This window comes from Pantoea sp. YU22, from assembly GCF_003970755.1.
Lineage (GTDB): Bacteria > Pseudomonadota > Gammaproteobacteria > Enterobacterales > Enterobacteriaceae > Pantoea > Pantoea piersonii.
Map to the genome: position 1 here is coordinate 79,593 of NZ_RYDU01000005.1, position 14,358 is coordinate 93,950.

At 59.7% G+C, this 14,358-nt stretch carries 12 protein-coding genes; 5 read left to right on the top strand and 7 right to left on the bottom strand.

Going from position 1 to position 14,358, the window contains the following annotated elements; all coding sequences use genetic code 11:
- Positions 1-238 precede the first annotated feature (238 nt).
- The 3 genes from EKL29_RS09735 to EKL29_RS09745 all read right to left on the bottom strand — a co-directional run bounded on the left by EKL29_RS09735 (position 239) and on the right by EKL29_RS09745 (position 1,797).
- Entirely contained in the window at positions 239-850 is a 612-nt protein-coding gene (locus tag EKL29_RS09735; RefSeq protein WP_126689519.1) for an RpoE-regulated lipoprotein, read from the bottom strand.
- A 64-nt stretch (positions 851-914) separates the two neighbouring features.
- Complete coding sequence (locus tag EKL29_RS09740; protein ID WP_269949975.1) at positions 915-1,391, bottom strand: DUF2919 family protein; 477 nt, start codon at positions 1,389-1,391, stop codon at positions 915-917.
- A complete protein-coding gene (locus EKL29_RS09745) occupies positions 1,372-1,797 on the bottom strand; it encodes a GNAT family acetyltransferase (protein WP_120458165.1) in 426 nt (141 codons plus the stop codon). The genes EKL29_RS09740 and EKL29_RS09745 overlap by 20 nt, the downstream gene beginning before the upstream one ends.
- A gap of 210 nt (positions 1,798-2,007) precedes the next feature.
- Here EKL29_RS09745 and amiA point away from each other — a divergent pair, with 210 nt between their 5' ends.
- Both amiA and hemF read left to right on the top strand, forming a co-directional pair.
- Entirely contained in the window at positions 2,008-2,874 is an 867-nt protein-coding gene (gene amiA / locus EKL29_RS09750) for an N-acetylmuramoyl-L-alanine amidase AmiA (RefSeq protein ID WP_120458164.1), read from the top strand.
- A 32-nt stretch (positions 2,875-2,906) separates the two neighbouring features.
- Positions 2,907-3,809 carry an oxygen-dependent coproporphyrinogen oxidase gene (gene hemF, locus EKL29_RS09755; RefSeq protein WP_126689520.1) on the top strand — a complete coding sequence of 301 codons (903 nt, stop codon included), beginning with the start codon at positions 2,907-2,909 and terminating at the stop codon, positions 3,807-3,809.
- On the opposite strand, the gene maeB is transcribed toward hemF, so the two are convergent.
- A complete protein-coding gene (gene maeB / locus EKL29_RS09760; protein WP_120458162.1) occupies positions 3,804-6,083 on the bottom strand; it encodes an NADP-dependent oxaloacetate-decarboxylating malate dehydrogenase in 2,280 nt (759 codons plus the stop codon). The two genes, hemF and maeB, sit on opposite strands and share 6 nt — an antisense overlap.
- 372 nt (positions 6,084-6,455) lie before the next feature.
- Here maeB and tal point away from each other — a divergent pair, with 372 nt between their 5' ends.
- The 3 genes from tal to ampH all read left to right on the top strand — a co-directional run bounded on the left by tal (position 6,456) and on the right by ampH (position 10,793).
- Positions 6,456-7,406 carry a transaldolase gene (gene tal / locus EKL29_RS09765; protein ID WP_120458161.1) on the top strand — a complete coding sequence of 317 codons (951 nt, stop codon included), beginning with the start codon at positions 6,456-6,458 and terminating at the stop codon, positions 7,404-7,406.
- A 69-nt stretch (positions 7,407-7,475) separates the two neighbouring features.
- The gene (tkt, locus tag EKL29_RS09770) at positions 7,476-9,476 is read left to right on the top strand and encodes a transketolase (RefSeq protein ID WP_126689521.1); all 2,001 of its coding nucleotides are present in this window, start codon (positions 7,476-7,478) and stop codon (positions 9,474-9,476) included.
- 147 nt (positions 9,477-9,623) lie between these two features.
- Positions 9,624-10,793 carry a D-alanyl-D-alanine-carboxypeptidase/endopeptidase AmpH gene (gene ampH, locus EKL29_RS09775; RefSeq protein ID WP_120458159.1) on the top strand — a complete coding sequence of 390 codons (1,170 nt, stop codon included), beginning with the start codon at positions 9,624-9,626 and terminating at the stop codon, positions 10,791-10,793.
- On the opposite strand, the gene EKL29_RS09780 is transcribed toward ampH, so the two are convergent.
- The 3 genes from EKL29_RS09780 to ansP form a co-directional block, all read right to left on the bottom strand.
- A complete protein-coding gene (locus EKL29_RS09780) occupies positions 10,790-11,857 on the bottom strand; it encodes a DUF1176 domain-containing protein (RefSeq protein ID WP_120458158.1) in 1,068 nt (355 codons plus the stop codon). The genes ampH and EKL29_RS09780 overlap by 4 nt on opposite strands.
- A gap of 244 nt (positions 11,858-12,101) precedes the next feature.
- Positions 12,102-12,680, bottom strand: a complete 579-nt coding sequence (gene nudK, locus EKL29_RS09785; protein ID WP_126689522.1) for a GDP-mannose pyrophosphatase NudK — start codon at positions 12,678-12,680, stop codon at positions 12,102-12,104.
- 141 nt (positions 12,681-12,821) lie between these two features.
- A complete protein-coding gene (gene ansP, locus EKL29_RS09790; RefSeq protein ID WP_126689523.1) occupies positions 12,822-14,318 on the bottom strand; it encodes an L-asparagine permease in 1,497 nt (498 codons plus the stop codon).
- Positions 14,319-14,358 lie beyond the last annotated feature (40 nt).

The window sequence follows — 14,358 nt, forward strand, 5'->3', positions numbered from 1 at the left end:
CCAGCCGTTTGCCCAGTGTATTTATAACCCTGTGAAAAGCAGTAGCGGTTTTATATATCGTTTGATGATTTCAAAGTCGAAAATGGCATAAGACAGCGCAAAAGTTTATGCGCCAGGCAGCAAAAGCGCGGGCCGCGTCAGGCGGCCCGGAGGGAGTGACAGCGGCTGTTACGGCGCTATGCCACAAGCCGTTTTGCCCGCACCCTGCGGAAGGGGACGGGCTATGGCTTTTAAAGGATTAACGCTGCCAGATAATTTTGCTCAGCTTCCAGCTTTTCAGCACGTCGTCCGACGGCATCAGGCCGTCCGGGCCATGCCAGTCGCCGCTGTAGACATAGGAAAGATGCTGGCTGCCCGGCGCGCGGCACTCCACGTCGTGATTGCCCGCGCCGCCCGCCAGCTTACAGTTGTTAAAAGCCTTGCTGAATTTGTCGCTAAAGGCGTCGCCAATTTTAGCGCCATCCTGCGCGGCGATATCACTGTCCATCACCTCAATACGCTCTACGCTGCTGCGCCCGCTGATCTGCAGTTTCACTTTACCGTCGTCCAGCGCCTGCCAGAAAGCGATGACATCGCCGTTCTCGCTGCGCATGCCCTGACGCAGCTTGTAGTTGCCTTTCAGGCCGTCGCCGATCGCGCTTTCGCTCATTGCGGTCGCGCTGCCGACGCCGCCGACGCCCTGCTCGGTAGCCGTCAGCGATGAACCGAACCAGTTCCACGGCAGCGCAGACGACCAGTGATAGCTCAGCGGGTTATACCAGCTTACGTCTGACTCAGAGGCGGAACCGGTACTGGCACAGCTGCTAAGCAGCGCGGCGGCTACCAGCAGCGAAGAGGGTAACGCTTTCATTAAAACTCCTGTTAACACGGTGCCAAACGGCAGAACTCATTGGAGTCGCCAGCGGCAAAAAAGTTTATTCCGTCAGCTGATGTTCCGGCAGAAAGCAGTCGCGCAGCCTGACGTTGAGCAGCAGCCACAGCAGCGCCAGGCCGTCGAACAGCGTGAGCAGCAGCGGCCAGGGCGAGGTGAGCAGATCGCCAGAGGCGAACGTTGCGCCCTGCCACGCCAGATTGACCGCCAGCGACAGCGCCAGCACCCAGCGCCACATCTGCCACAGCCGCGGCCAGCGTGCGCGATAGCCGGTCAGCAGCAGGCCGATGAGCGCAGGCGCCCCAAGCGCCAGCCCGAGCCAGAACGCCTGGCGGTCGGGATAGAAGAGCCCCAGCAGATCGCTGCCCTGCTGGCGCGACGCGCCCGCCATCACCAGCAGGATCCAGGTGCGCGCCAGCAGCAGCAGCGTCAGCCAAAAAAGAAACGGCAGCCGCAGCTGCCCTTTCGCATCATATTCATCCGGCAGATAGTTCACTGCATCAATACTCGCGGTCTTCAATCAGCCGCTTGCCGAGCAGCACTGAATCCACAGGTTCGTAATCCAGCTTCTCATAGAAGGCGACGACCTGATCGTTCTCTTCACGCACCATCAGGTTGATTTTAGGGCAGCCGCGGGCGATAAGCTTTTTCTCCAGCCGGTTCATCAGCGCATTGGCGAAGCCGCGGCCCTGATAGTCAGGATGCACCGCCAGATAGTAGGCGGAGCCGCGATGGCCATCGTAGCCGCCCATCAGCGTGCCGACCACTTCGCCGCCGACTTCCGCAACCAGAAAGAGGTCAGCATCGTGGTTCATCTTGCGTTCGATATCCAGTTCCGGGTCATTCCACGGACGTAACAAATCGCAACGCTCCCAGAGCGTAATCACCTCTTCAAAATCTTCCTGGCGGAAGGCGCGGATTTCCATCTTCTTTACCTTGCAAATAAGCACAATTCGCTGATTATCACGCATTCGGAGCCGCGTGCAACCCCGGCTAACGCAGCCTGGAGCAAAAAACGCCAGTTTTCCCGTTAGCAACCTGACATACAAAGTAAAGAGCTGAAAGGGTTAGGTCCTCGCAGCGGACAAAATGTTACGATATAACACTCTGCACAATTTCCGCTAATGGACCGGCCTATGCCCACACTTTCTCTGCTCAAGCGTCTTACCAACCGTCGTCAGCTGCTGCTCTCCGGCCTGGCGCTGGCCGTGCTCTCCCCGCGCGCGGTTCAGGCGAAAGAGGAAAGCGCCCCGCTGCGCGCCAGCCCGCGCCATGCGCAGCCTGCGCCGCCGCAGAAAAACGGCAAGCGCATCGTGATGATCGATCCCGGCCACGGCGGCATCGACTCCGGCGCCGTAGGCAGCGAAGGCTCGGAAGAGAAACATATCGTGCTGGAGATTGCGAACAACGTGCGCCAGCTGTTGCAGTCGCATCCGCGCATTGAGGTGCGGCTGACGCGCGACAGCGACCACTTTATTCCGCTGTATCAGCGCGTTGAGATCGCGCACCAGCACGGCGCGAACCTGTTTATGTCGATTCACGCCGACGGCTTTACCAGCCCCGAGGCGAGCGGCGCCTCGGTATTCGCCCTCTCGAACCGCGGCGCCAGCAGCGCCATGGCGCGCTATCTGTCAGATAAAGAGAATGCGGCGGATAAGGTCGGCGGCGCGAAGGTTGAGCAGCAGGATCACTATCTGAACCAGATCCTGTTCGATCTGGTGCAGACCGATACCATCCGCAACAGCCTGACGCTGGGCAAGCATGTGCTGGATCAGATCCGCCCGGTGCATCATCTGCACAGCGAGCATACCGAGCAGGCGGCGTTCGCCGTGCTGAAATCGCCGTCGATTCCGTCGGTGCTGGTCGAGACCTCTTTTATCACCAATCCGCGTGAAGAGCAGCTGCTCGGCACCGCCGCGTTCCGCAGCAAAATCGCGACGGCCATCGCTGGCGGCATTACCCGCTATTTTGATGAATACGATCGCCGCAATGGTCAGGTATAATCGCGCCACTTTTTTGCAATGAGTCAGATGTCATGCCCGATATTTCCCGCGTTAAAGCCTTTCTGCTGAACCTGCAGGAGACAATCTGTAATCAACTGGCGGCAGTCGACGGCGGCGCGCAGTTTATCGAAGACAGCTGGCAGCGTCCCGGCGGCGGCGGTGGTCGCAGCCGCGTGCTGCGCGATGGCGCGGTGTTTGAACAGGCAGGCGTTAACTTTTCGCACGTTCACGGCGACCAGATGCCAGCGTCGGCGACGGCGCACCGTCCGGAGCTCGCGGGCCGCAGCTTTGAGGCGATGGGCGTGTCGCTGGTGATCCATCCGCACAGTCCCTATGTGCCGACCAGCCACGCCAACGTGCGCTTTTTTATCGCCGAAAAGCCGGGCGCCGATCCGGTGTGGTGGTTCGGCGGCGGCTTCGATCTGACCCCCTACTACGGCTTCGAGGAGGATGCGGTGCACTGGCATCAGACCGCGTTCGATCTCTGCCAGCCGTTCGGCGATGAGGTTTATCCGCGCTACAAGAAATGGTGCGACGACTACTTCTATCTGAAGCATCGCGACGAGCAGCGCGGCATCGGCGGCCTCTTTTTTGACGATCTCAACACGCCGGACTTTGAGACCAGCTTCCGCTTTATGCAGGCGGTGGGCCACGGCTTCCTCGATGGCTATCTGCCGATTGTCGAGCGCCGCAAAGCGCTGACGTGGGGCGAGCGCGAGCGCCAGTTTCAGCTCTATCGCCGCGGACGCTACGTGGAATTCAACCTGGTGTGGGATCGTGGCACCCTGTTTGGCCTGCAGACCGGCGGCCGCACCGAGTCCATTCTGATGTCGATGCCGCCGCTGGTGCGCTGGGAGTATGACTACCAGCCGGAGCCGGATTCGCCGGAAGCCGCGCTGACGCGCGACTTTTTACCGGTGCGCGACTGGTTATAAAGGCGCGGTTTGCGCTTCGACGACGGCAAGCGCAACCATATTCACAATCCGCCTGACCGAAGCGATGCGCGTCAGCACATGCACCGGCTTGCTGATGCCCATCAGCACCGGGCCGACGGTGACGCCCTCCGAGCTGGAGACGCGCAGTAGGTTGTAACTAATGCGCGCCGCTTCGACGTTCGGCATGATCAGCAGGTTCGCCGCCCCCTTCAGCGGGCTGTCTGGCATCAGCTCGCGGCGTATGCTCTCAATCAGCGCCGCATCGCCGTGCATCTCGCCATCCACTTCCAGCTCCGGCGCACGACGCTGGATAATCGCCAGCGCTTCGCGCATCTTGCGCGCCCCGGGCGCGTTTGAGGTGCCGAAGCTGGAGTGCGACAGCAGCGCAACGCGCGGCTCAATGCCGAAGCGGCGCACCGTCTCCGCCGCCAGCAGCGTCAGATCGGCCAGCTGTTCCGGCGTCGGATCCTCATTGACGTAGGTATCGGTAATAAAGGTATTGCCGCTGGGCAGCAGCAGCGCGTTCATCGCGCCCGCCACCTTCACGTCGTCGCGCAGGCCGAACACTTTCTCCACTACGTCATAGTGCTCATGGTAGTCCCCGATGGTGCCACAGATCATCGCGTCCGCCTCGCCGCGATGCACCATAATGGCGCCGATCAGCGTCGGATTGCCGATCACCGCGCGCTGCGCCTGCTCCGGCGTCACGCCGCGCCGCTTCATCATCTGGTAATACTCGTTCCAGTACGCCTTGAAGCGCGGATCTGATTCGTTGTTCACCACGTCGAAATCTTTACCCGCTTCGATCTTCAGACCCTGCTTCTGCAGACGCATGGCGATCACGTTGGGACGGCCGATCAGGATCGGCCGCGCCAGCCCGAGCGTCACCAGCTCCTGCGTGGCGTGCAGTACGCGCACCTCCTCCCCTTCCGCCAGCACCACGCGTTTCGGCGCTTTGCGTGCCTGAGAGAAGATCGGCTTCATAAACAGATTGGTTTTGTAGACGAACTCGGCGAGCTTCTCACGATAGGCATCAAAATCTTCTATGGGACGGGTCGCCACGCCAGATTCCATCGCGGCGCGCGCCACCGCCGGTGCGATCTGCACAATCAGGCGCGGATCGAAGGGCTTCGGTATCAGGTAGTCCGGCCCGAAGCTGAGATCCTGATCGTCATAGGCGGAAGCGACCACATCGCTCTGCTCCGCCTGCGCCAGGGCGGCGATGGCGTGCACCGCCGCCAGCTTCATCTCTTCATTGATGGTGGTTGCGCCCACGTCGAGCGCGCCGCGGAAAATAAACGGGAAGCAGAGCACGTTATTGACCTGATTCGGGAAGTCAGAACGGCCGGTGCAGATAATGGCGTCAGGGCGCACCGCTTTGGCCAGCGGAGGCATAATTTCCGGCTCGGGATTGGCAAGCGCCAGAATCAGCGGATCGCGCGCCATCTTCTGCACCATCTCCGGCGTCAGCAGCCGCGGCCCGGAGCAGCCGAGAAAGATATCCGCGTTTTCGATCACCTCTTCCAGCCTGCGCGCGCCGTTATCCTCTACCGCATAGGCGGCTTTGGTGGGCGCCATACTGGCTTCGCGATCGCGGTAGATCACCCCTTTCGAATCGCACACCACAATGTTCTCTTTTTGCATGCCGAGCGCCACCAGCAGATTCAGGCAGGCGATAGCCGATGCGCCCGCGCCGGAGACCACCAGCCGCACCGAGGCAATCTCTTTGTTAACGATGCGCAGCCCGTTAAGCACCGCCGCGGTACAGATAATTGCCGTACCGTGCTGGTCGTCGTGAAATACCGGAATCTTCATGCGCTGGCGCAGCTGCTGCTCAATATAGAAGCACTCCGGCGCTTTGATATCCTCCAGGTTAATGCCGCCAAAGGTCGGCTCCAGCGCGGCGATAACGTTGATCAGCCGTTCCGGATCCTGTTCGTCAATCTCGATATCAAAGACGTCGATACCGGCGAATTTTTTGAACAGCACCCCTTTGCCTTCCATCACCGGTTTGCCCGCCAGCGCGCCGATATTGCCGAGTCCAAGCACCGCAGTGCCGTTGGAGATCACAGCCACCAGATTGCCGCGCGCGGTATATTTATGGGCCGCCAGCGGATCCTGCGCAATTTCCAGACAGGGCGCGGCGACGCCGGGCGAGTAGGCCAGCGCCAGATCGCGCTGGGTGGCGAGAGGTTTAGTGGGGGAAACCTGGATTTTGCCCGGAGTGGGATACTGATGAAAATCCAGCGCGCTCTGCTTGAGTTGGTCGTCCATCTTCGGTTCCTTTTTCAGCTTCAGTGCGCTGGCAGTATAAAAGGCGGACCGAAAGGAAAACGTCGGGGCGATCGCGATAAGGCAGTTCGGTACGTAAAGGGCGCGCAGGGCGGAAAGTGCGGTTAATCCGGCAGAAATCGTCAGTTCTGCTAACCTTTGAGATGCGCGATTTTCGCCCCCCGGCTGACTGACAGGATGTTGCAGCACGCTATCCCTGTTTGACGTCACGCTGTTTTCGCCGCGCGGGGCCCCGATGAGTTCAGCCCATCGCAATAATCAGAAAAAGAGTATTTTCATCATCGAACGCCTGATGCACTGTGTTGCAGGGTGAAATCATTCGCAATAAAGAATTGCTCATCAAGGAGTTAAAAGATGAACCAGCTAGAGGCACTAAAACAGTTCACAACCGTCGTGGCGGACAGCGGCGATATCGAATCCATCCGCAACTACCATCCTGAAGACGCCACCACTAATCCTTCTCTGATCCTGAAAGCTTCCGGCCTCGAAGGCTACAAGCACCTGATCGACGACGCCATCGACTATGCGAAAAAGCAAGGCGGCAGCAAAGAGACGCAGATTATCAACGCCAGCGATAAAGTCGCGATCAATCTCGGTATGGAGATCCTGAAAAGCATACCGGGCCGTGTTTCGACCGAAGTAGATGCACGCCTCTCTTTCGATCGTGGCATGTGTGTGACCAAAGCAGAAAAACTGGTTCGCATGTATGAAGATCACGGCATTGACCGCTCGCGCATTCTGATCAAGCTGGCTTCTACCTGGGAAGGTATCAAGGCGGCTGAAGAGCTGGAGAAGAACGGCATTCACTGTAACCTGACCCTGCTCTTCTCCTTCGCTCAGGCGCGCGCCTGCGCGGAAGCGGGCGTTTTCCTGATTTCGCCGTTCGTCGGCCGTATTTACGACTGGTACAACAGCCGTAAACCGCTCGACCCGTACGTTGTTGATGAAGATCCGGGCGTGAAATCAGTGCGTCGCATCTATGACTACTACAAAAAGCACCGTTACAGCACCATCATCATGGGCGCGAGCTTCCGTAAAGTAGAACAGATTATCGCGCTGGCGGGCTGCGACCGTCTTACTATCTCCCCGAACCTGCTGGAAGAGCTGCAGAACAGCGATGCGCCGGTTGAGCGCAAGCTGGAGCCGTCTACCGAAGGTTTCCATCAGCCTGCGTCGCTCTCTGAAGCGGAGTTCCGCTGGGAGCACAACCAGGATCCGATGGCGGTAGAAAAACTTTCCGACGGCATCCGTCAGTTTGCCGTCGATCAGCAGAAACTCGAAGACGTGCTGGCTGCACGCCTGTAGTTTTTGTCTGTTTAACTTTGTCGGGCGGGTTTTCCCGCCCGCACTTCTGCTCAACGAAGGGAGAACCCTATGTCATCACGCAGAGAGCTGGCGAACGCAATTCGTGCGTTAAGTATGGATGCGGTACAAAAAGCAAACTCAGGTCACCCGGGCATGCCAATGGGCATGGCGGACATCGCCGAAGTGCTGTGGCGCGACTACCTGAAGCACAACCCGACTAACCCTGCCTGGGCCGACCGCGACCGTTTTATCCTGTCCAACGGCCACGGTTCGATGCTGCTTTACAGCCTGCTGCACCTTACCGGCTACGATCTGCCAATGGAAGAGCTGAAAAACTTCCGTCAGCTCCATTCGAAAACCCCAGGCCACCCGGAAATCGGCTACACGCCGGGCGTAGAAACCACCACCGGTCCGCTGGGCCAGGGTCTGGCCAACGCCGTGGGTCTGGCGATCGCTGAACGCACGCTGGGCGCGCAGTTCAACCGCCCGGGTCACGATATCGTCGACCACTTCACCTATGTCTTTATGGGCGACGGCTGTCTGATGGAGGGGATCTCCCACGAAGTCTGCTCGCTGGCGGGCACGCTGGGTCTCGGCAAGCTGATCGGCTTCTACGACCACAACGGCATCTCCATTGACGGCGAAACCGAAGGCTGGTTTACCGATGACACCCATAAACGCTTCGAAGCCTATAACTGGCATGTGGTCGGCGAGATCGACGGCCACGACGCTGAGGCGGTGAGCCGCGCCATTAAAGAAGCGCAGAGCGTAACCGACAAACCGTCGCTGATTATCTGCCGCACTATTATCGGTTTCGGCTCGCCGAACAAAGCCGGTAAAGAGGAGTCGCACGGCGCGGCGCTGGGCGACGCGGAAGTGGCGCTGGCGCGTAAAGAGCTGGGCTGGACTTCGCCGCCGTTTGAAATCCCGCAGGAAATTTATCAGCAGTGGGACGCCAAAGAGGCGGGCGCCGAGCGCGAGCGCGCCTGGAACGACAAGCTGGCGGCCTATAAACAGGCGCATCCGGAGCTGGCCGAAGAGTATCAGCGCCGCATGAACGGCGAAATGCCGTCGACGTGGGAAAAAGAGACCCTTAAATTCATCACCGACCTGCAGGCTAATCCGCAGAAAATCGCCAGCCGTAAAGCGTCGCAAAATACGCTGGAGCATCTCGGCTCGCTGCTGCCGGAGCTGCTGGGCGGCTCAGCGGACCTGGCGCCCAGCAACCTGACTATCTGGTCTGGTTCAAAGCCGATTAAAGAAGATCCGGCGGGCAACTATATTCACTACGGCGTGCGCGAATTCGGTATGACCGCTATCGCTAACGGCATCGCCCACCACGGCGGCTTCGTGCCTTACACCGCGACCTTCCTGATGTTCGTGGAATATGCGCGTAACGCCGCGCGTATGGCGGCGCTGATGAAAGCGCGTCAGATTATGGTGTATACCCATGATTCCATCGGCCTCGGCGAAGATGGTCCGACGCACCAGCCGGTCGAGCAGCTCGCCAGCCTGCGCCTGACGCCTAATTTCAGCACCTGGCGTCCCTGCGATCAGGTTGAGACGGCGGTGGCGTGGAAAGCCGCTATTGAGCGTCATCACGGTCCGACCGCGCTGATCCTGTCGCGTCAGAACCTGCTGCAGCCGGAACGTACCGCTGCCCAGGTCGAGAATATCGCGCGCGGCGGCTACGTGCTGAAGGATTGCGACGGCACGCCGGACGTCATCCTGATCGCAACCGGTTCGGAAGTGGAGATCACGCTGGGCGCGGCGGAGAAACTGACCACCGACGGCCATAAGGTGCGCGTAGTGTCGCTGCCGAGCACCGACGTGTTCGACAAGCAGGATATCGCCTATCGCGAATCTGTGCTGCCGTCCACGGTGCGCGCGCGCGTCGCGGTGGAAGCGGGCATCGCCGATTACTGGTTCAAATATGTCGGTATCGACGGCAAAATCGTCGGCATGACCACCTTCGGCGAATCCGCGCCAGCTGGCAAACTCTTCCCTGCCTTCGGCTTCACGATTGAAAACGTCGTGGCGCAGGCGGAGTCGTTACTCAAGCCCGCGTAATGCTTCAGGCCCTCTCCCTTGCTGCGGAGAGGGCCTTCTCCTTTCACAGCCTGAAACAGAAAAAAATCGCTTTAGCCCCCTTCACCGCTTGCGTAAACCCATTACTATAGGATCCTTCCCTGACTCATCTGGCTGGATGCTTTCCCGTTGAAAAAACGTACTCCTTATTTACTGGCCTTAATGGTTTCCCTGATGCCATTAGCAGGCAAAGCGCAGATCACGCCCGATCCGCTGCTCTCTTCCCAAATTGTCGATCGGTACGCTGAACACATTTTTTACGGCAGCGGCGCTACCGGCATGGCGCTGGTCGCTATCGACGGGAACCAGCGCGTTTTCGCCAGCTTTGGCGAAACCCGACCAGGCAACAACGTGCGTCCACAAAAAGATTCCCTGATCCGCATCGCCTCGCTCAGCAAGCTGCTGACCAGCGAAGTGATGGTGAAAATGGCGGAGCGCGGACAAATTCGTCTGGACGACCCGCTGAGCAAATACGCGCCGCCGGGCGCGCGCGTGCCGAGCTACGCCGGTCAGCCAATTCGCCTGATTAACCTCTCTACCCACACCAGCGGCCTGCCGCGTGAACAGCCCGGCGGCAAACCGCATCGTCCGGTCTTTGTCTGGCCGACGCGCAGCGAACGCTGGGACTGGCTGGCTGGCGCGAAGCTGAAAGCCGCGCCGGGCACCGACGCGTCCTATTCGAATCTGGGCTATGACCTGCTGGGCGACGCGCTGGCGCGTGCTGCCGGTACGCCCTATCCGGCGCTGCTGCAACAGCTCATCACTCGCCCGCTCGGCATGAAAGACACCACCTTCACGCCTTCGCCGGAGCAGTGCGACCGCCTGATGGTGGCGGAGAAAGGCGCCAGCCCCTGCAATAATACGCTGGCCGCCATCGGCAGCGGCGGCGTCTACTCGACGCCGGAAGATATGGGCCGCTGGATGCAGCAGTTCCTCGACTCGGCGGTTAGCCCGCGTTCGCCGCAGGTCGATCGCATGCAGACGCTAATCTACCGTCGCGACCAGCTGGCGAAGGTGGAAGGCATGGACGTGCCGGGCAGAGCCGATGCGATTGGCATGGGCTGGGTCTATATGGGGCCGAAAAATGGCCGCCCCGGCATTATCCAGAAGACTGGCGGCGGCGGTGGTTTCATCACCTATATAGCGATGGTGCCGCAGCATAACGTTGGGGTGTTTGTCGTGATCACCCGCTCGCCGCTGACGCGCTTTACCGCGATGAGCGACGGCGTCAACGATATGCTGGCGGAGCTGGTCGGCAACCAGAACGGTTCGCCGATGATGGTACAGGCGATGCGCTAAGGCGCGGTCGCGGGCGACGGCTGGGATACCCACAGGGTCGGCCAGTCGTCGCTGCTGTGCCAGGCGTCGCAGGTGGACTCTTCGGCATATTCCGCCAGCGTGAAGTCGCTGCCGTTAAAACGCCAGCGCGTGGCAGAGCCGCAGTCGCCCAGTCCGCGCCCTTTGCTGAAGGTATACAGCTGGCCGGTGTTGGCGTCATAGTCGGCGTTGATCAGCTCCAGCTGTCGCTCACCGCGCGGCGGCGTAAACGGCAGCGTCAGGCTAATGCCGCGCGCCACATAGGGTGCGGCGCGCGTCACCTCAAACGCCAGATCGATCACGTTGTAAGCCCCCATCTCGCAGCTCACCATCAGCAGCGCCTTGCTGTCCGTCAGCGGCGCGACGTTGACTTCACGCCGCATCGGATCGAGCGAGCAGGCATCGCTGTTAAGTCGCCAGGTGCCGTAATCAAGCAGCCCGCTGGTTTCCTCATGCGTCAGCGCGGCCGGTGGCGTTCCCTGGGCGGGCAGCTGCGGCAGCGGTGGCGCAGGCGGCACATCCCACAGCGCGCGCGAGCCGCGCTTTATCCAGGCGCTCATGCCGTTAACTCTGCCCTGCACGTCATCTATCAGCAGCAGCGCCGCTTTCAGGCCATGCAGCGAGATAGCCGCCTGCGCGTTGTAGGTGAGCTGTATTGCATCCGCGTCGAGGATTTGCGCTAAAAATTCATCAATGGCGATAGTATTGCTGGTGGCAAGATGGTGCGGCTCTACCGTCCAGTGCTTGAAGTCGGGACGCAGGCGACGCTGATCGAGCAGCAAATTATCCTGCAGCGGCGCGCCGGGAATTTCTCCGCTGTAGGCGCTGCCGTAGTCGATACGCAGCAGCGGACGATCGTTAACGCCGGCATGGCGCGCGATAGTCATCACCAGCCCTTTGTCGCCCGGTATATTGCGCGCCACGCAGAACCCGGCGTTATTGCAGGTCACCTGCCAGTCGGAAAATGACTTTTGCAGTGGATCGGCTTTAACGCAGGCAATGAAAAGGAATGGCAATACCAGCAGTGACTTCGTCCAGGTCGGCATCAGGAAAAACGGTCCCCAAAATCTCAGAGTGGAGATGATAGCGCAACGGCCGGACATCCGGTGGACCTAAACTGTGACCACGTCCGGAAAGCGCACTTAACTGCTGAAAAAGCATACGATATTGCGATGCGGCGCCACAGAAATCACCGTTTACACTATCGGTAGCGCGCGGGTTTATCTCAATCGGATTTATCGGACAATCGTTAAGACGCGCCGCCCTGCCCCGACGCGTCATCCTTCATCGTCAGGCTTTCAGCCAGCCCGCCAGCTGGGCATGCTGCAGCAGCATAATGGTTTTGCCGTCGCGGATGCGGCCATCTTTCACCATCGCCAGCGCCTCAGGGAAAGGCATTTCCAGCACGTCGATATCTTCATCTTCTACGCCACCGCCGGCATTATCGCGCAGCGACTCATTATATTCGGCGGCGAAAAAATGGATAAGCTCGGTGACGCCACCCGGCGACATATAAGCTTCGTAGAGTTTTTCCACCTTGCCCACCGCATAGCCGGTCTCTTCGATCGCCTCTTTGCGAATGCAATCCTCCGGCGTGTCGTTATCCAGCAGCCCCGCGCACGCCTCAATCAGCATGCCGTTAGCGTTGCCGTTGACGTAAGTGGCGATGCGAAACTGGCGCGTCAGCACCACGCTGTTCTTCTCGCGGTTATAGAGCAGGATGGTGGCGCCGTTGCCGCGGTCATACACCTCGCGCTTGTGGCGCACCATTTCGCCGCTTTTGGTGGCGAGTTCATAGGTGTAGTTACGCAGAATAAAGTAGTTTTCGGAGAGAAGTTTGTCTTTGATGATGTTGATCTTGAACGACATGATGGCTCCACTGCCGATTTGAGGGAGCCTGCCATCATAGGCGGAAGCGTGCGGGAAAACTATAAGAGGCGGGAAGAAAAAAGCCTGCCGTTAGCGGGCAGGCTTTTTCAGCACGGGCGGTATCGCCCGTATCAATGTCGCTTAGCGCGCGGCGTCGTCCGCCAGCGCGTGCGGTTTTTCGTCGTCATGCAGATGATCGTGCTCGGTCTGCGCGACAGCCTGAACGCGCTTGCGCACGCCGAACCAGCCCAGCACCAGGATAACCGCCAGAACCGGAATAGCGGCGATGGTATAGGTGCCGTTCGGGTAATCGAACGCCATCAGCACCAGCACGCTCAGCAGGAACAGCAGCGTCAGCCAGGAGGTGACCGGCGCGCCCGGCAGCTTGAAGCTGACGTCGTCCGCCTTGCCCTCTTTGATCGCTTTACGCAGGCGCATCTGGCAGATCACGATAAAGCCCCAGGAGGCGATAATGCCCAGCGACGCGACGTTCAGCACGATCTCGAATACCTGTGAAGGCACGTAGTAGTTGAGCACCACACCAATCACATAGACCGCAATGGTGACCAGAATGCCGGCGTAAGGCACCTGCTGCTTGCTCATTTTCGACATGAACTTCGGCGCAGAACCGCCCATCGCCATCGAGCGCAGAATACGGCCGGTAGAGTAAAGGCCAGAGTTAAGGCTGGAGAGCGCCGCGCTCAGCACCACGATGTTCATGATGCTGCCAACGTAGGGCACGCCCAGCTTCGAGAAGAAGGTTACAAACGGGCTCTGTCCCGCCTGATAGGCGTTCCACGGCAGCAGCATTACCAGCAGCACTACCGAACCAACGTAAAACAGACCGATACGCCAGATAACGCTGTTGATCGCCTTCGGCAGCATGGTCGCCGGATCTTTACACTCGCCTGCGGCGGTGCCCACCAGCTCGATAGAGGCGAAGGCGAACACCACGCCCTGCACCAGCACCAGCGCAGGCAGCAGGCCGTGCGGGAACATGCCGCCATTATCGGTGATTAAGTAGAAGCCGGTGGCGTTGCCGTCGAGCGGCTTGCCGGTGCCGAGAAACACCACGCCCACCACCAGAAAGATGGCGATAGCCAGCACTTTCACCAGCGCGAACCAGAACTCCATTTCAGCGAACCACTTCACGCCGATCATGTTCATGGTGCCGACGATCGCCAGCGCGCCCAGCGCGAAGACCCACTGCGGCACATCACCGAACGCGCCCCAGTAGTGCATATAGAGCGCCACGGCGGTGATATCGACAATGCCGGTCATCGCCCAGTTCACGAAGTACATCCAGCCCGCAACGTAGGCGGCTTTTTCCCCAAGGAATTCGCGCGCGTAGGAAACGAAGCTGCCGCTTGACGGACGGTGCAATACCAGTTCGCCAAGGGCTCGCAGGATAAAGAACGAGAAGATGCCACAGACCAGATAGATTATTGCCAGCGCCGGCCCCGCCGCCTGCAGACGTCCGCCTGCACCGAGGAACAGGCCGGTGCCGATCGCGCCGCCGATAGCAATCATCTGAACGTGACGATTGCCCATCGCCTTGTGGTAGCCGGTGTCATGTGAGTTCAGCCAGCGTCTTTTCGCAGCACGCATTTCGGCTGCGGTTTTTTTAGTAGATTTCATAGCCTTCCTGTTTGTCCTGACCATCAATCACGGCGATCAC